18 protein-coding genes are annotated in these 21,814 nt (G+C 61.3%); 8 read left to right on the forward strand and 10 right to left on the reverse strand.

Features of this window, described 5'->3' with window-relative positions; all coding sequences use genetic code 11:
* Nucleotides 1–112: 112 nt before the first annotated feature.
* From prpD to DKB71_RS24695, 6 genes are all read right to left on the reverse strand, one after another.
* On the reverse strand, nucleotides 113–1,597 hold the full coding sequence (gene prpD, locus DKB71_RS24670) for a 2-methylcitrate dehydratase (protein ID WP_408598018.1): 1,485 nt from the start codon (nucleotides 1,595–1,597) through the stop codon (nucleotides 113–115).
* Between the two features lie 202 nt (nucleotides 1,598–1,799).
* Complete coding sequence (gene prpF / locus DKB71_RS24675; protein ID WP_274073173.1) at nucleotides 1,800–2,990, reverse strand: 2-methylaconitate cis-trans isomerase PrpF; 1,191 nt, start codon at nucleotides 2,988–2,990, stop codon at nucleotides 1,800–1,802.
* Between the two features lie 66 nt (nucleotides 2,991–3,056).
* The gene (acnD, locus tag DKB71_RS24680) at nucleotides 3,057–5,651 is read right to left on the reverse strand and encodes a Fe/S-dependent 2-methylisocitrate dehydratase AcnD (protein WP_274073172.1); all 2,595 of its coding nucleotides are present in this window, start codon (nucleotides 5,649–5,651) and stop codon (nucleotides 3,057–3,059) included.
* A 205-nt stretch (nucleotides 5,652–5,856) separates the two neighbouring features.
* On the reverse strand, nucleotides 5,857–6,984 hold the full coding sequence (gene prpC, locus DKB71_RS24685; RefSeq protein ID WP_274073171.1) for a 2-methylcitrate synthase: 1,128 nt from the start codon (nucleotides 6,982–6,984) through the stop codon (nucleotides 5,857–5,859).
* 162 nt (nucleotides 6,985–7,146) lie between these two features.
* On the reverse strand, nucleotides 7,147–8,037 hold the full coding sequence (gene prpB, locus DKB71_RS24690) for a methylisocitrate lyase (RefSeq protein ID WP_274073170.1): 891 nt from the start codon (nucleotides 8,035–8,037) through the stop codon (nucleotides 7,147–7,149).
* The gene (locus tag DKB71_RS24695; protein ID WP_172668661.1) at nucleotides 8,034–8,750 is read right to left on the reverse strand and encodes a GntR family transcriptional regulator; all 717 of its coding nucleotides are present in this window, start codon (nucleotides 8,748–8,750) and stop codon (nucleotides 8,034–8,036) included. Before DKB71_RS24695 ends, prpB begins: the two co-directional genes overlap by 4 nt.
* Nucleotides 8,751–9,053: 303 nt before the next feature.
* Between DKB71_RS24695 and DKB71_RS24700 the strand changes: the two genes are divergently transcribed.
* The 4 genes from DKB71_RS24700 to pabB all read left to right on the forward strand — a co-directional run bounded on the left by DKB71_RS24700 (nucleotide 9,054) and on the right by pabB (nucleotide 13,645).
* Complete coding sequence (locus DKB71_RS24700) at nucleotides 9,054–9,590, forward strand: ATP-dependent zinc protease (protein WP_408598021.1); 537 nt, start codon at nucleotides 9,054–9,056, stop codon at nucleotides 9,588–9,590.
* A gap of 5 nt (nucleotides 9,591–9,595) precedes the next feature.
* Nucleotides 9,596–11,131: an inactive transglutaminase family protein gene (locus DKB71_RS24705; RefSeq protein ID WP_274073169.1), complete on the forward strand. Its 1,536-nt coding sequence runs from the start codon at nucleotides 9,596–9,598 to the stop codon at nucleotides 11,129–11,131.
* Nucleotides 11,131–12,117: an alpha-L-glutamate ligase-like protein gene (locus tag DKB71_RS24710; protein WP_408598023.1), complete on the forward strand. Its 987-nt coding sequence runs from the start codon at nucleotides 11,131–11,133 to the stop codon at nucleotides 12,115–12,117. Before DKB71_RS24705 ends, DKB71_RS24710 begins: the two co-directional genes overlap by 1 nt.
* A gap of 190 nt (nucleotides 12,118–12,307) precedes the next feature.
* A complete protein-coding gene (gene pabB, locus DKB71_RS24715) occupies nucleotides 12,308–13,645 on the forward strand; it encodes an aminodeoxychorismate synthase component I (RefSeq protein WP_408598025.1) in 1,338 nt (445 codons plus the stop codon).
* An 85-nt stretch (nucleotides 13,646–13,730) separates the two neighbouring features.
* Here pabB and thrH read toward each other — a convergent pair whose 3' ends face one another.
* Complete coding sequence (thrH, locus tag DKB71_RS24720) at nucleotides 13,731–14,348, reverse strand: bifunctional phosphoserine phosphatase/homoserine phosphotransferase ThrH (RefSeq protein ID WP_408598027.1); 618 nt, start codon at nucleotides 14,346–14,348, stop codon at nucleotides 13,731–13,733.
* Nucleotides 14,349–14,511: 163 nt separating this feature from the next.
* Between thrH and DKB71_RS24725 the strand changes: the two genes are divergently transcribed.
* From DKB71_RS24725 to DKB71_RS24735, 3 genes are all read left to right on the forward strand, one after another.
* Entirely contained in the window at nucleotides 14,512–15,252 is a 741-nt protein-coding gene (locus DKB71_RS24725) for a phosphoadenylyl-sulfate reductase (protein ID WP_408598029.1), read from the forward strand.
* 578 nt (nucleotides 15,253–15,830) lie between these two features.
* Entirely contained in the window at nucleotides 15,831–17,372 is a 1,542-nt protein-coding gene (locus tag DKB71_RS24730) for an NCS1 family nucleobase:cation symporter-1 (protein ID WP_274073164.1), read from the forward strand.
* A gap of 56 nt (nucleotides 17,373–17,428) precedes the next feature.
* Nucleotides 17,429–18,157 carry an aspartate/glutamate racemase family protein gene (locus DKB71_RS24735; protein WP_150701005.1) on the forward strand — a complete coding sequence of 243 codons (729 nt, stop codon included), beginning with the start codon at nucleotides 17,429–17,431 and terminating at the stop codon, nucleotides 18,155–18,157.
* Between the two features lie 128 nt (nucleotides 18,158–18,285).
* Here the strand turns inward: DKB71_RS24735 and DKB71_RS24740 are convergent, their stop codons facing one another.
* Nucleotides 18,286–19,209: a LysR family transcriptional regulator gene (locus DKB71_RS24740; protein WP_408598032.1), complete on the reverse strand. Its 924-nt coding sequence runs from the start codon at nucleotides 19,207–19,209 to the stop codon at nucleotides 18,286–18,288.
* Between the two features lie 126 nt (nucleotides 19,210–19,335).
* Here DKB71_RS24740 and DKB71_RS24745 point away from each other — a divergent pair, with 126 nt between their 5' ends.
* Entirely contained in the window at nucleotides 19,336–20,082 is a 747-nt protein-coding gene (locus DKB71_RS24745; protein ID WP_408598034.1) for a 3-oxoacyl-ACP reductase family protein, read from the forward strand.
* Nucleotides 20,083–20,202: 120 nt separating this feature from the next.
* Here the strand turns inward: DKB71_RS24745 and DKB71_RS24750 are convergent, their stop codons facing one another.
* Together DKB71_RS24750 and DKB71_RS24755 are read right to left on the reverse strand one after the other, a co-directional pair.
* Nucleotides 20,203–20,898 carry an HAD-IA family hydrolase gene (locus tag DKB71_RS24750; protein WP_323628417.1) on the reverse strand — a complete coding sequence of 232 codons (696 nt, stop codon included), beginning with the start codon at nucleotides 20,896–20,898 and terminating at the stop codon, nucleotides 20,203–20,205.
* A 632-nt stretch (nucleotides 20,899–21,530) separates the two neighbouring features.
* A complete protein-coding gene (locus DKB71_RS24755) occupies nucleotides 21,531–21,749 on the reverse strand; it encodes a hypothetical protein (RefSeq protein WP_274073159.1) in 219 nt (72 codons plus the stop codon).
* Between the last annotated feature and the right edge of the window lie 65 nt (nucleotides 21,750–21,814).

A 21,814-nucleotide genomic window follows, 5' to 3' on the forward strand; every position in this document is an offset into this window, starting at 1 on the left:
TGTCCCGCCGCCTTCGCGAGCAAGCCCGCTCCCACATTGGACCGCATACCATTCCCACGACGCGGTCAAATGTGGGAGCGGGCTTGCTCGCGAAGAACGATGACGCGGTCGCCTAGATAACAAACAAATCCAAAAACCGATTAACAGGCGTCGCTTCAAGCGCTGCCTGATCCTTGCACAGATCTAAAATCTCCTTACTGCGCTGCCCGGTGAATCGCGTCAGCAGGTTCGCCCTGAACTTGTCCTCCAACAATGGAATGCCCTCGGCACGCCGCCGACGATGACCGATCGGATACTCCACCACCACGTTCTCAGTGCTGGACCCATCCTTGAAAAACACCTGGACGGCATTGGCGATCGAGCGCTTGTCGGCCTCCAGGTATTCGCGGGTGAAGCGCGGATCTTCGACAATGACCATCTTGTCGCGCAGCACATCGATGATCGGATGCGCCTTGTGAAAATCATCTTCGTAGTACTCGGCGACCAGGTTACCGAACGCCAGTGGCACCGCGGTCATGTACTGGATGCAGTGATCGCGGTCAGCGGCATTGGCCAGCGGGCCGACCTTGGAAATGATGCGGATCGCCGATTGTTGGGTGGTGATGACGATCCTGTCGATTTCATGCAGGCGATTGCGCACTAGCGGGTGCAGGGTCACCGCAGCCTCACAGGCCGTCTGTGCGTGGAACTCGGCCGGAAAACTGATCTTGAACAGCACGTTTTCCATCACATGACTGCCGTATGGCCGCGAGAAGCTGAAACCACGCTGGTCTTGCGGCTTGAGCGCCAGGTCGTTGTTGGTGTGACTGAACAGCACGTCGTAAAAACCCCATTGTTTGGCACTCAACACGCCTGGAATGCCCATCTCGCCACGCAGGGCGATGTCCGCCAGGCGCACACCTCGGCTGGAGGCATCCCCCGCCGCCCAGGATTTTCGCGAGCCGGCATTCGGTGCATGGCGATAAGTTCGCAATGCCTGGCCGTCAGCGAACGCATGGGACAACGCCGAGAGCAACTGCTCGCGGTTGGCGCCCATGAGCTTGGCGGTGACGGCGGTGGAAGCGACTTTCACCAGAATGACGTGATCGAGGCCGACACGGTTGAACGAGTTTTCCAACGCGATCACGCCCTGGATTTCATGGGCCATGATCATCGCTTCAAGCACCGTGCGCACGGTCAGCGGCGCTTCGCCATTGGCCAGGCGCTTTTGCGACAGGTGGTCAGCCACGGCGAGGATGCCACCGAGGTTATCCGACGGATGACCCCATTCGGCGGCGAGCCAGGTGTCGTTGTAGTCGAGCCAACGCACGATGCATCCGATGTCCCACGCGGCCTTGACCGGGTCGAGTCGGTAACTGGTGCCGGGCACGCGGGCGCCGAACGGCACGACGGTGCCTTCGACCATAGGCCCCAGGTGCTTGGTGCACTCGGGAAAACGCAAGGCCAGCAGGCCGCAGCCGAGGGTGTCCATCAGGCAGTTGCGGGCAGTGTCGAGGGCTTCCAGGGAGTCGATCTTGTAGTTCAGTACGTAATCGGCAATGTCCTGCAGGACCTGGTCGTAGTCGGGGCGGTTGTTGAGGTCAACGTTGGCGCTCATGTTCGATTCACTCTGCACATGGTTCGTTGATGGGACCTCGGTTCAGGGATCAATCTCGGTGGGTGACACCATTTTTGTTTAAAATACGATCCAAGTGTGGGAGCGGGCTTGCTCGCGAAAGCGGTGTGTCATTCGACATCAATGTTGAATGGCAGTCCGTATTCGCGAGCAAGCCCGCTCCCACATGGGGTCGGTGCCAGGTTTAGAACGAATCGCCCGGCACGCGGACGTAACCTTCCATCAACACCCGTGCACTGCGGCTCATGATGGCCTTGTTCACGGTCCATTCGCCGTTGACCTGGCTGGCTTCGGCGCCAACGCGCAAGGTGCCCGACGGATGACCGAAGCGCACCGCGTTGCGTTCGACGCCGCCCGCCGCGAGGTTGACCAGGGTGCCGGAAATCGCTGCTGCCGTGCCGATCGCCACTGCCGCCGTGCCCATCATCGCGTGGTGAAGCTTGCCCATGGACAGTGCGCGTACCAGCAGGTCGACATCCCCCGCCGCAACCGTCTTGCCGCTGGACGACACGTACTCCGCCGGCTTGGCCACGAACGCCACTTTCGGCGTGTGCTGGCGCTTGGCTGCTTCGTCGACGTTGGATATCAGGCCCATGCGCAGTGCCCCGTAGGCACGGATGGTTTCGAACATCAGCAACGCTTTCGGATCGCCGTTGATCGCGCCCTGCAATTCGGTGCCCTTGTAGCCGATGTCTTCGGCATTGACGAAGATGGTCGGGATACCGGCGTTGATCATGGTTGCCTTGAAGGTCCCGACGCCCGGCACTTCCAGGTCATCGACCAGGTTGCCGGTAGGGAACATCGAACCGCCACCGCCCTCTTCTTCCGCTGCCGGGTCGAGGAATTCGACCTGCACTTCCGCCGCCGGAAAGGTCACGCCGTCGAGTTCGAAATCGCCGGTTTCCTGCACTTCGCCATTGGTGATCGGTACGTGGGCGATGATGGTCTTGCCGATGTTGGCCTGCCACACGCGCACCACGGCAATGCCGTTGTGCGGGATGCGGCTGGCGTCCACCAGGCCGTTGCTGATGGCGAACGAACCGACCGCCGCGGTCAGGTTGCCGCAGTTGCCGCTCCAGTCGACGAACGGCTTGTCGATCGACACCTGACCGAACAGGTAATCGACGTCGTGATCCGCCTTGATGCTTTTCGACAGGATCACGGTCTTGCTGGTGCTGGACGTCGCGCCGCCCATGCCGTCGATCTGCTTGTCGTACGGATCGGGGCTGCCGATCACGCGCAGCAACAAGGCATCGCGGGCCGGGCCTGGAACCTGTGCGGCCTCGGGCAAGTCCTTCAGGCTGAAGAACACGCCTTTGCTGGTGCCGCCACGCATGTAGGTGGCTGGAATTTTAATCTGAGCTGCGTGAGCCATGGTGCTCGTTACTCCTGATCTGAAAGCAGACACGGGACTCAAGGTCCCGTGTCTGTGCTGCGTGTGTTAGACGGCTACCGCCGATTCTTCGAGGAAGTCCTGGGCGAAGCGTTGCAACACGCCGCCAGCCTCGTAGATCGACACTTCTTCAGCGGTGTCGAGGCGGCAGGTCACCGGCACATCGACGCGCTCGCCGTTCTTGCGATGGATCACCAGCGTCAGCTCGGCACGCGGGGTGCGGTCGCCGATCACGTCGTAGGTTTCGCTGCCGTCGATGGCCAGGGTGTGACGGTTGGTGCCCGGCTTGAACTCCAGCGGCAACACGCCCATGCCCACCAGGTTGGTGCGGTGGATACGCTCGAAACCTTCGGCGGCAATCGCTTCGACACCGGCCAGACGTACGCCCTTCGCTGCCCAGTCGCGGGACGAACCCTGACCGTAGTCGGCGCCGGCGATGATGATCAGCGGCTGCTTGCGATCCATGTAGGTCTCGATGGCTTCCCACATGCGCATCACTTTGCCTTCCGGCTCGACGCGAGCGAGGGAGCCCTGCTTGACCTTGCCGTTTTCCAGAACCATTTCGTTGAACAGTTTCGGGTTGGCGAAGGTTGCGCGCTGCGCGGTCAGGTGGTCACCGCGGTGAGTCGCGTAGGAGTTGAAGTCCTCCTCCGGCAGGCCCATTTTTGCCAGGTATTCGCCGGCGGCGCTGTCGAGCATGATCGCGTTGGATGGCGACAGGTGGTCGGTGGTGATGTTGTCCGGCAGTACCGCCAGCGGGCGCATGCCCTTGAGCGGACGCGCGCCGGCCAGTGCGCCTTCCCAGTACGGCGGACGGCGGATGTAGGTGCTCATCTCGCGCCAGTCGTACAGCGGCGCGACTTTCGGGCCGGTGTCTTCGTGAATGGCGAACATCGGGATGTAGACCTGGCGGAACTGCTCCGGCTTCACCGAGGCTTTCACTACGGCGTCGATTTCTTCGTCGCTCGGCCAGATGTCTTTCAGGCGGATTTCCTTGCCGTCGACGACGCCCAGCACATCCTTCTCGATATCGAAACGGATGGTACCGGCGATCGCGTAAGCGACGACCAGCGGCGGCGAAGCGAGGAAAGCCTGCTTGGCGTACGGGTGGATCCGGCCGTCGAAGTTACGGTTGCCGGACAACACAGCCGTGGCGTACAGGTCACGGTCGATGATCTCTTGCTGGATCACTGGGTCCAGCGCACCGGACATGCCGTTGCAGGTGGTGCAGGCGAAGGCCACGACGCCGAAACCGAGCTGTTCCAGCTCATCGGTCAGGCCGGCTTCGTCGAGGTACAGGGCGACGGTTTTCGAGCCCGGTGCCAGGGACGACTTGACCCAAGGCTTGCGGGTCAGGCCGAGCTTGTTGGCGTTGCGTGCCAGCAGGCCGGCGGCGATCACGTTGCGCGGGTTGCTGGTGTTGGTGCAGCTGGTGATGGCGGCGATGATCACCGCGCCGTCCGGCATTTGCCCCGGCACATCGTCCCACTGACCGGAGATGCCTTTGGCAGCCAGGTCCGATACCGCGACACGGGCGTGCGGGTTGCTCGGGCCGGCCATGTTGCGCACTACCGAAGACAGGTCAAAGGTCAGGCCGCGCTCGTATTGCGCGCCTTTGAGGCTGTCAGCCCACAGGCCGGTGGTCTTGGCGTAGTTCTCGACCAACTGCACCTGCTCGTCTTCACGACCGGTGAGCTTGAGGTAGTCGATGGTCTGCTGGTCGATGTAGAACATCGCCGCGGTGGCGCCGTATTCCGGAGCCATGTTGGAGATGGTTGCGCGGTCGCCCAGGGTCAGCGCCGCGGCGCCTTCACCGAAGAACTCCAGCCATGCACCCACGACTTTCTGCTTGCGCAGGAACTCGGTCAGCGCCAGCACCATGTCGGTGGCGGTGATGCCCGGTTGCAGCTTGCCAGTCAGTTCAACGCCAACGCTTTCCGGCAGGCGCATCCAGGAGGCGCGGCCGAGCATCACGCTTTCGGCTTCCAGGCCGCCAACGCCGATGGCGATCACGCCCAGGGCATCGACGTGCGGGGTGTGGCTGTCGGTGCCGACGCAGGTGTCAGGGAACGCCACGCCGTCACGCACCTGGATCACCGGAGACATTTTCTCCAGGTTGATCTGGTGCATGATGCCGTTGCCCGGCGGGATCACGTCGACGTTCTTGAACGCCTTCTTGGTCCAGTTGATGAAGTGGAAACGGTCTTCGTTGCGACGGTCTTCGATGGCGCGGTTCTTCTCGAACGCCTCCGGATCGAAACCACCGCGCTCGACGGCCAGGGAGTGGTCGACGATCAGTTGCGTCGGTACCACCGGGTTCACTTGCGCTGGATCGCCGCCTTGCAGGGCGATGGCGTCACGCAGGCCGGCGAGGTCGACCAGTGCGGTCTGGCCGAGAATGTCGTGGCACACCACACGGGCCGGGAACCACGGGAAGTCGAGGTCGCGCTTGCGCTCGATGAATTGCTTGAGGGATTCGGTCAGCGTGGCCGGGTCGCAGCGACGCACCAGGTTTTCCGCCAGCACGCGGGAGGTGTACGGCAGGGTGTCATAGGCGCCGGGCTGGATGGCCTCGACCGCCGCGCGGACGTCGAAGTAATCCAGGTGGCTGCCGGGCAGCGTTTTACGGAATTCAGTGTTCATCGTCAGGACTCGGGTCACGGTAGTTACAAAGGGTGGGGGCCTGGCACAGCTCCCGAATTGAACACAGACCTCTGTAGGAGCCGGCTTGCCGGCGAATGCGGTGGGTCAGCAACAACAATGTTGAATGACAAACCGCCTTCGCTGGCAAGCCAGCTCCTACAGGGTCACCGGTTCATTCAGTGACCTGGGCAGGCATTCCCACCATTCAGCGTTGTTCGATTGGCACGAACTTGCGCTGTTCGACGCCGGTGTACTCGGCGCTCGGGCGGATGATGCGGTTATTGGCACGTTGTTCGTACACGTGGGCCGCCCAGCCGGTCAGGCGCGAGCAGACGAAGATCGGTGTGAACAACTTGGTCGGGATGCCCATGAAGTGGTACGCCGAGGCATGGTAGAAGTCAGCGTTCGGGAACAGCTTCTTCTGCTCCCACATGGTCTTGTCGATGGCTTCGGAAACCGGGAACAACACCGTGTCGCCCACTTCGTCGGCGAGTTTTTTCGACCAGGCCTTGATCACTTCGTTACGCGGATCATTGTCCTTATAGATCGCGTGGCCGAAGCCCATGATCTTGTCCTTGCGCTCGAGCATGCCGAGGGTGCCCTTGATCGCGTCTTCAGGCGACGAGAAGCGCTCGATCATTTCCATCGCCGCTTCGTTGGCGCCGCCGTGCAACGGGCCACGCAGCGAGCCGATGGCCGCGGTGATGCACGAGTACAAGTCAGACAGGGTCGACGCGCAAACACGGGCAGTGAAGGTCGAGGCGTTGAATTCGTGCTCCGCGTAGAGGATCAGCGAAACGTTCATCACCTTGACGTGCAGCTCGCTCGGCTTCTTGCCGTGCAGCAGGTGCAGGAAATGACCACCGATGGACTGCTCGTCGCTCACGCATTCGATGCGCTTGCCTTCGTGGCTGAAGCGGTACCAGTAGGTCATGATCGCCGGGAAAGCAGCCAGCAGGCGGTCAGTCTTGTCGTGCTGCTCGGAGAAGTCGTTCTCCGGCTCCAGGTTGCCCAGGAACGAGCAGCCGGTGCGCATCACGTCCATCGGGTGGGCGTCGGCGGGGATGCGTTCCAGCACTTCTTTCAGCGCTTGCGGCAGGTCACGCAGCTTGCTCAGCTTGGTGATGTAGGCGTTCAGTTGCGCCTTGCTCGGCAGTTCGCCGTACAGCAGCAGGTAGGCGACTTCTTCGAACTGCGCGTCAGCCGCCAGTTCACGAACGTCATAACCACGATAGGTCAGACCGGCACCCGACTGGCCCACGGTGGACAGTGCGGTTTGCCCGGCTACCTGGCCACGGAGCCCGGCGCCACTGAGTACTTTTGCTTCGGCCATTTCTGCCTCCAATATTTTTGAATTTGTCAGGGAATCGGCAAATTGTGATTCATCAGGTCTTTTGGGTGTTGCCGAAAAGATCGCAGCCTCGTTTCACTCGACAGCTCCTACAGGGGAAAGCGGTCGGTGTAGGAGCTGCCGAAGGCTGCGATCTTTTGATCTTCATTTCTTTGCGGCAAACAACGCATCGAGCTTCTGCTCGAAGGTGTGGTAGTCGATGCGATCGTAAAGCTCCATGCGGGTCTGCATGGTGTCGATGACATTCGCCTGCGTGCCATCGCGGCGTAGCGCGGTGTAGACGTTTTCCGCGGCCTTGTTCATGGCGCGGAAGGCCGACAGCGGGTACAGCACCAGCGATACATCCGCTCCAGCAAGCTGCTCGGTGGTGTACAGCGGCGTCGCGCCGAATTCAGTGATGTTGGCCAGGATCGGCGCTTTCACACGGTTGGCGAACAACTTGTACATGTCCAGTTCGGTGATGGCTTCCGGGAAAATCATGTCGGCGCCAGCTTCGATGCACGCAGCGGCGCGATCCAGGGCAGATTCCAGGCCTTCCACCGCCAGGGCGTCGGTACGGGCCATGATCACGAAGCTGTCATCGGTACGGGCATCGACCGCCGCCTTGATGCGATCGACCATTTCCTGCTGGGTCACGATCTCTTTATTAGGACGGTGACCGCAACGCTTGGCGCCAACCTGGTCTTCGATGTGAATCGCCGCCGCGCCGAACTTGATCATCGACTTCACGGTACGGGCCACGTTGAAGGCCGAGGAACCGAAACCGGTGTCCACGTCCACCAGCAGCGGCAGGTCGCAAACGTCGGTGATACGGCGCACGTCGGTCAGCACGTCATCCAGGCCGGTGATGCCCAGGTCCGGCAGGCCGAGGGAGCCAGCAGCCACCCCGCCACCGGACAGGTAGATCGCCTTGAAACCGGCGCGCTTGGCCAGCAGCGCGTGGTTGGCGTTGATCGCGCCGACCACTTGCAATGGATGCTCGCTGGCGACCGCATCGCGGAAACGCTGGCCTGGAGTGCTCTTGTTCAAACTCATGACTCACCTCGTTTGGCTGTCGGGTTGGCGCCGTCCTGGTAATGACGGGCGATGTTGCGTTTGGAGGCGCCGATGTGACGGCGCATCAACAACTCGGCCAGTTCACCGTCACGGTCGGCGATGGCATCGAGAATTCGGTGGTGCTCGGCGAACGCCTGGTGTGGGCGATTGGGGGTGCTGGAAAACTTCATGCGGTACATGCGCACCAGTTGATACAGCTCGCCGCAGAGCATTTGCGTCAGGGTGCGGTTACCGCTGCCCTGGATAATCCGGTAGTGGAAGTCGAAATCGCCTTCCTGCTGGTAATAGCCGCGACCGGCCTGGAAGGCCTCGTCGCGCTCGTGGGTTTCGAGGACGCGACGCAGTTCGTCGATTTCTTCGACGCTCATGCGTTCGGCGGCCAGACGACAGGCCATGCCTTCAAGGGATTCGCGAATTTCGTAGAGCTCGATCAACTCGGCATGATCGAGCGACACCACCCGCGCCCCGACGTGCGGCACGCGCACCAGCAGGCGCTGGCCTTCCAGACGGTGGATGGCCTCGCGCAGCGGGCCGCGGCTGATGCCGTAGGTCCGGGCCAGCTCCGGCTCGGAGATCTTGCTGCCGGGGGCAATATCGCCCTTGACGATGGCCGCCTGAATACGCCGGAAGACGTTCTCGGAAAGCGTTTCCGAGTCGTCCTGAACGATGAGCGGGGGATCCAGTTGATCCAACATATTGTCGACACCTTGAAAGCCAGTGCCGCAAAAACTAACCAAAACAGGCGCGTCAGTCAAAGGATAATTCGATATTGTCGACAATCGTCTAATAACCGACTGCGCCATAACCAAACAGGGCCCTCTGTTTATAGCCGCCCCCCACCGGTGGCGCCATAAACCCACCGTGCTAGAATGCCGCCCGCATTTGTCTGTCACATCTGCACGGCTTGTCATGAATAGCTGATAGGCCTACGAGGGAGCTTGCGCAGTGATGCCAGGGCCTTGAACCGAAATACGCACCGCTGCGCACCAGGATTTATGAGACTCAAGCCCTTCTCCACACTCCTTTATTGTCTTTGCCTGCCAGGTTTTGCCGTGGCGGGGGAAAAGTCCGTCTATGGCCTCAACGAATACGCATCCCTGGGCGGTATCGACCTGGAAGTGGCTGCCAAACTCGATACCGGCGCGAAAACCGCGTCCCTGAGTGCCCGCGACATCAAGCGTTTCAAACGCAATGGCGAGTCCTGGGTACGTTTCTACCTGGCCATCGACGCCGCCCATTCGCACCCGATCGAACGACCGCTGGCCCGTGTCAGCAAGATCAAGCGCCGGGCTGGTGACTACGATCCGGAAGAGGGCAAGAAGTACACCGCCCGTCCGGTGATCGAGCTGGATATCTGCATGGGTTCAGCTTTACGCAGCATAGAAGTGAACCTGACCGACCGAAGTGCGTTCCAATACCCGCTCCTGATCGGCTCCGAAGCGCTCAAACGCTTCGATGCGCTGGTCGACCCCAGTCTTAAATACGCTGCCGGCAAACCCGCCTGCGCCACCGACGCTCATACCGCCGAGTAATTCAAATGCGCTCTCTTACCCTTCATCTGAAAATGCTGATCGCCATCCTGGTGGTGTTGGGCATTTCAGTCACGGCCTACCAGATTTTCGTACTCGGCATTCCCGTGACCGAAGACGCCACCGACGACTTGTGGAACATCGACGCCAAGGTCGAGTTCGTCGCCAGTGCCAAGGATCCGGTCAAGATCCAGATGTTCGTGCCGCCGCTGAGCCGCGATTACGTGAGCCTCAACGAAAGCTTCATCTCCAATAACTACGGCGTGGCCGTGAACCGGGTCGACGGCAACCGCAAGGTCACCTGGTCGGCGCGCCGGGCCAAAGGCAACCAGACCCTTTATTACCGCCTGGTGCTGACCAAGCGCTACACCGCCGAAAAAGCCAAGATCAAGGGGCCGACCTTCCGCGACAGCATTGCCCTGGAAGGCCCTGAGAAACTCGCCGCCGAAGCGCTGCTGGCGCCGATTCGCCAGCACTCGGCCGACGTCGAGACCTTCATCAGCGAAGCGATCAAGCGGGTCAACAACAGCAACGACGACAATGCCAAGATGCTCCTGGCCGGCGACCCGACACCGGCGCACAAGGCGAAGATCGTCGAACTGCTGCTGTCCATCGCCCACGTGCCGGTGGAAAAGGTCCATACCATTCGCCTGGTGGCCGACCAGCCGCAAACCCCGGAACTCTGGCTGCGCAGCTTCAACGGCACCGACTGGCTGTACTTCAACCCCGAAACCGGCGAACAGGGCCTGCCAACCGACCGCCTGCTGTGGTGGACCGGCGACGAAAACCTGATCACCGTCGACGGCGGCAAGAAGGCCACTGTGACCTTCAGCATGAATAACAGCGAGATGAACGCCATTCGCCTGGCCAAGCTGACCGACGAAAATACCGACGCCAACTTCCTCGAATACTCGCTGTACGGCCTGCCGCTGCAAACCCAGCAGACCTTCATGATCATGGTGATGATCCCGATCGGCGTGCTGGTGATCCTGATCCTGCGCAACCTGATCGGCCTGCAGACCCTCGGCACCTTTACCCCGGTGCTGATCGCCCTGGCCTTCCGCGAAACCCAGCTCGGCTTCGGCATCGTTCTGTTTACCATCATCACGGCGCTGGGGCTGTCGCTGCGCTCCTACCTTGAACACCTGAAGCTGCAAATGCTGCCGAGGCTGTCGGTGGTACTGACGTTCGTGGTGGTGTTGATCGCCGCCATCAGCCTGTTCAGCCACAAGCTCGGCCTGGAGCGCGGACTGTCGGTGGCGTTGTTCCCGATGGTGATCCTGACCATGACCATCGAACGCCTGTCGATCACCTGGGAAGAACGCGGCGCCAGCCATGCCATGAAAGTGGCGATCGGCACCCTGTTCGCGGCCTCCCTGGCGCACCTGATCATGAGCGTGCCGGAACTGGTGTACTTCGTGTTCACCTTCCCGGCGATCCTGCTGATCCTGGTGGGCTTCATGCTGGCCATGGGTCGCTATCGCGGCTACCGCCTGACCGAGCTGGTGCGCTTCAAGGCCTTCCTGAAGAAGGCTGACGCCTGATGTTCGGCTTCTGGAAGACCTGGAAAGCCCTGGAAGCCCGGGGCATCATGGGCATCAACCGGCGTAACGCGGACTACGTGCTCAAGTACAACAAGCGCAGCCTGTACCCGATCGTCGATGACAAGATCATCACCAAGGAACGGGCGATTGCCGCCGGCATCCACGTGCCGCAGCTGTACGGGGTGATCTCCACCGAGAAGGAAATCGACAAGCTCGGCGAGATCATCGACGGGCGCAACGATTTCGTGATCAAGCCGGCCCAGGGCGCGGGCGGCGACGGCATCATCGTCATCGCCGACCGCTTCGAGGGCCGTTATCGCACGGTGTCCGGCAAGATCATCAGCCACGAAGAGATCGAGCACCATGTCTCGAGCATTCTGACCGGGCTGTACTCCCTTGGCGGGCACCGCGACCGGGCACTGATCGAATACCGGGTGATTCCGGACCAGATCTTCAAGAGCATCAGCTATGAAGGCGTGCCGGACATCCGCATCATCGTGCTGATGGGGTACCCGGTGATGGCCATGCTGCGCTTGCCCACCCGCCAGTCGGGCGGCAAGGCCAACCTGCACCAGGGCGCCATCGGCGTCGGTGTCGACCTGGCCACCGGCCTGACCCTGCGCGGCACCTGGCTGAACAACATCATCGCCAAGCACCCGGACACCACCAACGCGGTGGACGGCGTGCAACTGCCCTACTGGGACGGCTTCATGAAACTCGCCGCAGGCTGCTATGAGCTGTGCGGGCTGGGCTACATCGGTGTCGACATGGTGCTGGACCAGGAGAAGGGCCCGCTGATTCTTGAGCTCAATGCCCGGCCAGGGTTGAACATCCAGATTGCCAATGATTGCGGCCTGACGTTGCGCACCCACGCGGTCGAGGCGCGGCTGGAAGAGTTGAAGGCCCGGGGTGTGACCGAAACCGTCGAAGAGCGGGTAGCGTTCGTGCAGGAGATGTTTGGGCATATTCCGCCGGTCGAGGGCTGAGTTCCTCCTTGCAGGAGCGAGCTTGCTCGCGATGGACGTCAACGATAACGCGTGCTTCCTGGATGTACGCGTTGCTCTCAGGTTCATCGCGAGCAAGCTCGCTCCTACAAGTCCCCGACATCCCTCTAGGAGCAATTCCCCGAGAGGACTACAATCGCCACCCCGCCTCGATGGCTGATCTCCCTCGCCCATGCTGACCTGTTCCGTACACCCGCTGCCCTATCGCGCCAATCCCGCCGACTACTTTGCGGCCATTCGTCATGCCCCCGGTGCCGTGCTGCTCGACAGCGGCCGCCCGAGTGCCGAGCGCGGGCGCTTTGACCTGCTCAGCGCCTGGCCGCTGGAACAGCTGGCGGTCGCGCCTGACGAACGCGGCGGCGATTTCCTGCAACGCCTGCGGGACAATCTGACGCGCCTGGGCGAAGCGACACTACCCAATGACCTGCCGTTCGCCGGTGGCCTGATCGGCTACCTGAGCTACGATTTTGGCCGCCACCTGGAAAACCTGCCGAGCCGGGCCCTGGATGACCTGCATTTGCCGGATGCGCGGTTCGGCCTGTACGACTGGGCGCTGGTCAGCGATCACCAGCAGGCCACCAGCCAACTGGTGTTCCACCCGACGCTGGCCGACAGCGAACGTCAGCGCCTGATCCAGCTGTTCAGCCAGCCAGCCGTTGCCGTGGGCGAGCCGTTCAGGTTGCAGGCGCCGATGAATGCAGATCTGAGTGCCGGGCAGTATCGCCAGGCGATCGAACGCATCCAGCAATACATCCAGGCCGGTGACTGCTACCAGGTCAACTTCGCCCAACGCTTCCGCGCGCCCTGCCAGGGTGATCCATGGACGGCGTACTGCGCGTTGCGCTTGGCGTGCCCCACGCCGTTTTCCGGTTTCCAGAGCCTGCCCGACGGCGGCGCGGTGCTGAGCCTGTCACCGGAACGCTTCGTCAAAGTCACAGAGCGCCTGGTTGAAACCCGCCCGATCAAAGGCACGCGCCCACGGGGCCTCACGCCAGGCGAAGACGCGGCGAACGCCGCCGAACTGCTGGCCAGCCCCAAGGACCGCGCGGAAAACCTGATGATTGTCGACCTGCTGCGCAACGACCTCGGCCGCACCTGCCGCACCGGCTCGGTTCGTGTGCCGGAGCTGTTCAGCCTGGAAACCTACCCGAATGTGCACCACCTGGTGAGCAGCGTGACCGGCGAACTGGCGGCTGATCGGGATGCACTGGACCTGATCGCCGGCAGCTTCCCGGGCGGCTCGATTACCGGCGCGCCGAAAATTCGCTCGATGCAGATCATCGACGAGCTGGAACCCACTCGACGCGGACTGTACTGCGGTTCATTGCTGTATCTGGACGTGCGCGGCGAGATGGACAGCTCAATCGCCATCCGCAGCCTGCTGGTCAAGGATGGGCAGGTGTGTTGCTGGGGCGGTGGCGGAATCGTCGCGGACTCCGAGTGGCAGGCCGAGTATCAGGAGTCGATCACCAAGGTGAAGGTGCTGCTCGACACCCTGCAAAGCCTTTAAAAGCATCGCGAGCAAGCTCGCTCCCACAAGGATTGCGACGATCCTGTAGGAGCTGGCTTGCCAGCGAAGGCGTCCGAGCAGACGACTACAGACTCAACGCCCGATTCGAAGCCTTGATGAACTCCTGCTTCAACGCTTCAAACGTGTGCACCGCCGGGAACTGCGGGAATTCGGCGATCACATTGTCCGGCGCATGGAACAGAATCCCGGCATCCGCTTCGCCCAGCATCGTGGTGTCGTTGTAGGAATCACCCGCCGCAATCACCCGGTAGTAAAGGCTCTTGAACGCCAGCACCGACTGGCGCTTGGGATCTTTCTGACGCAACTGGTAGCCAGTAACGCGCCCGCTATCGTCAGTGATCAGACGGTGGCAGAGCAAGGTCGGGAAGCCCAGCTGACGCATCAGCGGCTGGGAGAACTCGTAGAAGGTATCCGACAGAATCACCACCTGGAAGCGCTCGCGCAGCCAATCGACGAACTCGACGGCACCGTCCAGCGGCTTGAGCGTCGCGATCACTTCCTGGATGTCGGCGAGCTTCAGGCCGTGTTCGTCCAGAATCCGCAAACGCTGCTTCATCAGCACGTCATAGTCGGGAATGTCCCGGGTGGTGGCCCTGAGGGATTCGATCCCGGTTTTTTCCGCGAAGGCGATCCAGATTTCCGGGACCAGCACACCTTCAAGATCCAGACAGGCAATTTCCACAAGACACTCCCATTGGTATTGTTTATTGAGTCGAGCGAGCCCGAACTCTAGCGATAACTCCCCCACCACGCAACGCAGAGGACGCCCCGGCCAGTGCCGCTTTTTGTTACCATCGGCCCCATATAGAGCGCCAAGCGCCACCGACCTGTAGGAAGCCGCCCTGATGAGCCCAACGTTCGACGTCGTGGAACTCGCCACGACCTATGCCAATAAATCCGCCCAGGACATCCTCAAACTCGCCTTCGCCGAGTTTGGCGATGAGCTGTGGATATCTTTCAGCGGCGCCGAAGACGTGGTGCTGGTGGACATGGCCTGGAAGCTGAACAAGAACGTCAAGGTGTTCAGCCTCGACACCGGCCGCTTGCATCCCGAGACCTACCGCTTCATCGATCAGGTGCGCGAGCACTACAAGATCGACATCGAACTGGTGTCACCGGACTACACCAGGCTGGAACCGTTCGTGAAGGAAAAAGGCCTGTTCAGTTTCTACAAGGACGGCCATGGCGAGTGCTGCGGCATCCGCAAGATCGAGCCGCTGCGTCGCAAGCTGTCTGGCGTGAAGGCCTGGGCCACCGGCCAGCGCCGCGACCAGAGCCCCGGCACGCGCAGCGCCGTGGCGGTGATGGAAGTCGATACCGCGTTCTCCACCCCGGAACGCACCCTGTACAAGTTCAACCCGCTGGCACAGATGACCAGCGAGGAAATCTGGGGCTACATCCGCATGCTCGAACTGCCGTACAACAGCCTGCACGAACGCGGCTTCATCAGCATCGGCTGCGAACCGTGCACCCGCCCGGTACTGCCGAACCAGCACGAGCGTGAAGGCCGCTGGTGGTGGGAAGAAGCGACCCAGAAAGAATGCGGATTGCATGCAGGCAATATCATCAGCAAGTCCAAGGTCTGATCTCTCTGCAAATCCCCCTGTAGGAGCGAGCTTGCTCGCGATGAACCCTGGAACGCCGCGGGGTATCAGACACCCCGCGTTATCGTTGACGACCATCGCGAGCAAGCTTGCTCCTACAGGATTCGTGACCGAGCCGAAAAATGTGTACACAGGAATGTCACCATAGGTGCCATTTATGTGTGCACTTTTATTTTCCACGCCCCAAAAAGTTACATCCTCCTTTCCTGACTTCCCCAGTCGACCAAACCCAACAATCCCGCTGAAAAATAAATACCTGTTCAAACGGTCAATTTATATTTCCATTTTTTCAATAACTTGGCGAAAAACCATAACAAAACGAAATGAGCAGCGCATTTCATATATCTCCCGACTGGCACGCATCTCGCTTAAGTGCATACATGTTTTGTATACAATAAAGCCAAAACATAACAACACTTAGATCCGCAAGCCTGAAGCGCCCTATCCCGTACAGGCTGCAGATGCCCCGTAACCAATGATATTCGCCACCCGCGACGAAGATTGCCGAGCAAAGGCTCAAGCACAGTCATCGCGGCGTCGAGCATCAGGAGCCTGCCGGAATGCGTACAAGTCTCTCCAATAACAATGTCGCGCTGGATCTACCCTCCTCCCACGTCACCCAGACAGCTTTTGGGCAATCGCTTGAATCCTCTGTCGTGCTCAGCCCCCGCCTGCACAACAAGGACCTGGCGCCAACGAAGGCGGAAGGCCGGCGCTGGGGTCGCTACAGCATCTTCGCGTTGTGGACCAACGATGTGCACAACATCGCCAACTACTCGTTTGCCATCGGCCTGTATGCCCTGGGCCTGGGCGGCTGGCAGATTCTCCTGTCCCTGGGCATCGGCGCGGCGCTGGTGTATTGCTTCATGAACCTGTCGGGCTACATGGGCCAGAAAACCGGGGTGCCGTTTCCGGTCATCAGCCGCATCAGTTTCGGCATCCACGGGGCACAGATTCCCGCTTTGATCCGCGCCGTGATCGCCATCGCCTGGTTCGGCATCCAGACCTACCTGGCCTCCGTGGTCTTTCGGGTGTTGCTGACCGCCATCCATCCCGGTTTCGCCGAGTACGACCATGACTCGATCCTCGGTCTGTCGACACTCGGTTGGGTGTGTTTCGTCTCGATCTGGTTGGTGCAGTTGGCGATCCTCGCCTATGGCATGGAGATGGTGCGGCGCTACGAAGGGTTTGCCGGGCCGGTGATCCTGCTCACCGTCGCGGCCCTCGCCGCCTGGATGTACTTCCAGGCCAATGCGACCATCGCCTGGTCGATCCGCGAGCCGCTGAGCGGTGGCGAGATGTGGCGCAATATCTTTGCCGGCGGTGCGTTGTGGCTGGCGATCTACGGCACGCTGATCCTCAATTTCTGCGACTTCGCCCGCTCTTCGCCGTGCCGCAAGACCATCAAGGTCGGCAACTTCTGGGGCCTGCCGGTGAACATCCTGGTCTTCGCCGCCATCACCGTCCTGCTCTGTGGCGCGCAATTCCAGATTAACGGCCGCATCATTGAAAGCCCGACCGAGATCATCGCCTCGATCCCCAACACCTTCTTCCTGGTCCTGGGTTGCCTGGCGTTCCTGATCGTCACCGTGGCGGTCAATATCATGGCCAACTTCGTCGCCCCGGCCTTTGTCCTCAGCAACCTGGCGCCCAAGTACCTGACGTTCCGCCGTGCCGGGCTGATCAGCGCGACCATTGCCGTGCTGATCCTGCCGTGGAACCTCTACAACAGCCCACTGGTGATCGTCTACTTCCTCTCCGGCCTCGGCGCCCTGCTCGGCCCGCTGTACGGCGTGATCATGGTCGACTACTGGCTGGTGCGAAAAGGCCAGGTCAACGTGCCGCAGTTGTACAGCGAAGACCCCAACGGCGCCTATTACTACAGCCGCGGGGTCAACCTGCGCGCGGTGGTGGCCTTCATTCCCGCCGCGCTGATCGCCATCGTCCTGGCGCTGGTACCGGGTTTCCACCTGGTGTCGCCGTTCTCCTGGCTGATCGGTGCCGGGATTGCCGGGATGCTCTATCTGATCATCGCCAAGCGCCAACCCCACTACGCCGACGTCAGCGGTGAAGCCATCGCCGTGGACAACGTCAGCCATTAACTCCCTCGCGGCCCGGCAGTATCGGGCCGCTGAACCACCCGTTATAAGGACTTCCCATGCGCATTCTCGTGGTCAACGTCAACACCACCGAATCCATCACCCAGGCGATCGCCCGCTCGGCCCAGGCCGTGGCCGCGCCCGGCACGGAGATCGTTGGCCTGACGCCCTACTTCGGTGCCGACTCGATCGAAGGCAACTTCGAAAGCTACCTGGCCGCCATTGCGGTGATGGACCGGGTCATGGCCTACGACCAGCCTTTCGATGCGGTGATTCAAGCCGGCTACGGCGAACACGGCCGCGAAGGCCTGCAGGAATTGCTCAACGTACCGGTGGTCGACATCACCGATGCGGCCGCAAGCACCGCGATGTTTCTCGGTCACGCCTATTCGGTAGTCACCACCCTCGACCGCACCGTGCCGCTGATCGAAGACCGCCTGAAACTGTCCGGGCTCTGGGACCGCTGCGCCTCGGTGCGGGCCAGTGGCCTGGCGGTGCTGGAACTGGAGCACGAGCCGCAACGCGCGCTGGAAGCCATCGTGCATCAGGCTGAACTGGCGGTGACCCAGGACAAGGCCGAAGTGATTTGCCTGGGCTGCGGCGGCATGGCCGGGCTGGATGAGCAGATTCGCCTGCGCACCGGCGTGCCGGTGATCGATGGCGTGACCGCGGCGGTGACCATCGCCGAATCGCTGGTGCGACTGGGGTTGTCGACGTCCAAGGTGCGCACTTATGCGACACCGCGGCCGAAGAATATCGTCGGCTGGCCTGGGCGGTTTGGGCGCTGAATTCCCAACATTGAACCGAGTCGCCCCCTTCGCGAGCAAGCCCGCTCCCACAGGGGATTTGTGCACGCCGCAGATTCGATGTGGGAGCGGGCTTGCTCGCGAAGGGGGGCCTCGGTTTCCAACCTGGTTCATACCGCACTAAAACGCTGCCCCAACCCCCGCTCCGCAAACTGCTCAATGATGAAATCCACAAACGCCCGGGTCTTGCCGGGCAGCAGTTTATGTTCAGCGTAATAGATGGAAATATTGCCATCGTCGACATACCAGTCCGGCAACACCCGCTGCAACGTCCCCGCCTCCAGATAGCCCAACGCAAAGGGCATGCTCACCAGTGCAATACCCAAACCCTGGACCGCCGTGGCACAGGCCGCCTCAGAATCGCTCATGGTCATCCGCGCCTTGAGGGTCAAGGAACTGTGTTGCTGGGTGCGACTGGTCAACTGCCAGGAACGCACGCGACCGGTCTGCGGCGAGCGTATAAGGATGCCGTCGTGCGGCTTGAGATCGTCAGGCTCGCGGATCGCCTCGTGCGCCGCCAGGTAATCGGCAGAGGCCACCAACACGCGATGGGCTGGCGTCAGCTTGCGCGCCACCACCCCTTGGGGCAGTTCGAAGCCGCCACCAATCGCGGCGTCGAAACCCTGGGCGATCAGGTCGACCTGCCGGTTATCGAAATGCCAGTCCGGATTGATCGCCGGAAAGCGCCGCAAAAACTCACCGAGTAGCGGCACGATGTACAAACGTCCGAACACGGTGCCCATGCTGACCTTCAGGGTGCCCGCAGGACGGCCTTCGGCGCTGGCCAGATTGGCTACGGCGTTCTGGATGGTGAGCAGGCTGCCACTGACTTCATCGAGAAACAGCTGACCGGCCTCGGTGAGCGTGAGGCTGCGGGTGCTGCGCTGAAACAGCCGCACGCCCAGCCGGGCTTCAAGCTTGGCCACGCTCTTGCCCACGGCCGCCGGGGTCAGGCTCAAGCGTCGCGCGGCTTCGGCAAAGCTGCCGACCTCGGCGCTGCGTACAAAGCATTCGATACTGCTGAAGGTTTCCATGGCCAACCATTATAAACTTATGGTTTACACAGACTATCGCAATTACCCCCTACTCAGCGTGCAATCCTGAATCGATACTAGGCTCCATCAACCGGGACATCTCGCCTCGGGACTTTGGAGATCGATATGACTACTCAGAACCTCAGTGGCAAAGTGGCTTTGATCCAGGGCGGTTCCCGCGGTATCGGCGCTGCCATTGTCAAACGCCTGGCCGCTGAAGGCGCGACTGTCGCCTTTACTTACGTCAGCTCCACGGCCAAGGCCCAGGAACTTCAAGACAGCATCATCGGAAATGGCGGCAAAGCCCTGGCGATCAAGGCTGACAGCGCCGACGCCGAGGCCATCCGAAGCGCCGTAACGGCTACCGTAGAGGCCTTTGGTCAGCTGGATATCCTGGTCAACAACGCGGGCGTGCTGGCCGTTGCACCGCTGGAAGATTTCAAACTCGAAGACTTCGACCAGACCCTGGCGATCAACGTACGCAGCGTGTTCATCGCCACCCAGGCTGCCGCCAAACACATGACCGAAGGCGGTCGAATCATCAACATCGGCAGCACCAACGCCGACCGCATGCCCTTCGCCGGTGGCGGCCCGTACGCCATGAGCAAATCGGCGCTGGTCGGCCTGACCAAAGGCCTGGCCCGCGACCTCGGCCCCAAAGGCATCACCATCAACAACGTGCAGCCGGGCCCGGTCGATACCGACATGAACCCTGCCCACGGCGACTTCGCCGACAGCCTGATTCCGTTGATGGCAGTGGGGCGTTACGGCAAAGTCGAAGAGATCGCCAGTTTCGTCGCCTACCTGGTCGGCCCCGAAGCCGGCTACATCACCGGCGCGAGCCTGACCATCGACGGTGGTTTTGGCGCCTGATGAATTGAATGCAATCAAACTGTGGGAGCGGGCTTGCTCGCGAAGAGGGAGTGTCAGTCGAAATTGACGTGGGCTGACACACCGCTTTCGCGAGCAAGCCCGCTCCCACAGTTAATGTCATCAGGTCCACTCAAGTGCAGGCAGGCCACAGGCATCCGGTACAAATGCCTTCAACGTACGAAGAATACCGTCGGCATGGGCGTATTTTTCGTCAGCCATCGCCGCATCCGGAATCGCAATCGCCGTCATCCCCGCCGCTTTGGCTGCCGTGACACCGAACGGCGAATCCTCGAACACCAGGCAATCCTGTGGCTCCACACCCAGGCGTCGCGCTGCCGTCAGGAAGATATCCGGCGCCGGTTTGGCCGCGCCGACGTCCGGATCATCGGCAGTGACGATGAAGTCGAACAAGGCGAACCAGTCGCGGTGCAAGGTGGTTTTCTGGCCGAACGACTGGCTCGAGGAACTGGTACCCACCGCAATCGGAATGTTATGCGCCTTCAAGTGCCGGACCAGTTGTTCCGCACCCGGCATCGCCTGCGCCGCAGGAAAACGCTCGCGCATCAGCGGCTCGCGAATCACCAGGAACTCTTCGGCGCTGATCGGCAAGTCCAGCGCCTGCACCACATAGCGCGCCAGATCACCGGCACCACGGCCGATGATGTTCTGCTTGACGCTCCAGTCGAACGTGCGTCCATAGCGCGCGGCAATCGTCGCCGTGACTTCGGTGTAGATCCCCTCGGTGTCCAGCAGCAGGCCGTCCATATCGAAAATCACGGCCTTGATCGGGCCGAATTCTTTGCACAGTGAATTCATCGCATCTGATCCGTTTTCATGACATCCCAGGCGGCTCAGTACGGCCGGCTCCGCGACAGATTAAAGGTTTCAGCAGCATAACGAGCAGCCGCTACCAAGAGCAACGGAGGAGTACGCAAAAAGCCCGGCAAATCGCCGGGCTCGTCAGTTCACTGCTGTAGATTCTTTTGGCAGGCTAACCGCCCGCTTTTTTGCCAGTCCCGCCATCCGCGGGCGCTGTGGTCCCGTCGGTAGAATTACCTGATCCTCCAGACCCACTCCCAGAACCGCTCCCCATCGAATTGCCACCGCTGGTCGAGCCGCTTTTTGTCTCCGGGCGGGTGCTGCTCCCATTGGCATCGCCTGCATTGCCATTATTGATGGAGCCAGGCGGCAGCGCATTTTCCGGGCCAGAGCCTGCATTCATTTCAGTGGACGGTGGCATCCCGCCTTTGTCGATGGGTGCATCGTTGCCAGAGGACTGGGAAAATGCCATGCCGGACCCGAGCGACAACAGACCGGCCACTGTCAGGGCCATCCATCTTGACCTGATCATGGTGCGTCTCCTTTACGAGTTGCATACCTTATGTCTGGCAACGATGTGTTGGCATGGTTGCCGCTCATTCGACAGGCGGTCTCGCACCCGACGTCGATCAGCTTGGCTCGCCGGAGGCATCCTCCCCGGCGATGTCCGGATCGCTCGGGTCTGCTTCGACATCAGAATCCGTGCGCTTGAGGTCATCGTTGGGAACCTGCTCGACGCCGGGCTCGTCATCGGGCGGACGCTGGTCCCGACTCAGCGAATCGGTGGGCGAAGGCAGGGGGTATTCGGGGGTTTCGTCGATGTCGGAGACTTTTGGATCAGCGTTCATGTGACACCTCTCAACGGGCCTGAAAGGCAGGCCCTGAAAGTTGGAGGGATGGGCGATCGTCAGGT

The sequence above is a fragment of the Pseudomonas sp. PLMAX genome, assembly GCF_046042685.1.
Classification (GTDB): Bacteria; Pseudomonadota; Gammaproteobacteria; order Pseudomonadales; family Pseudomonadaceae; genus Aquipseudomonas; species Aquipseudomonas putida_AE.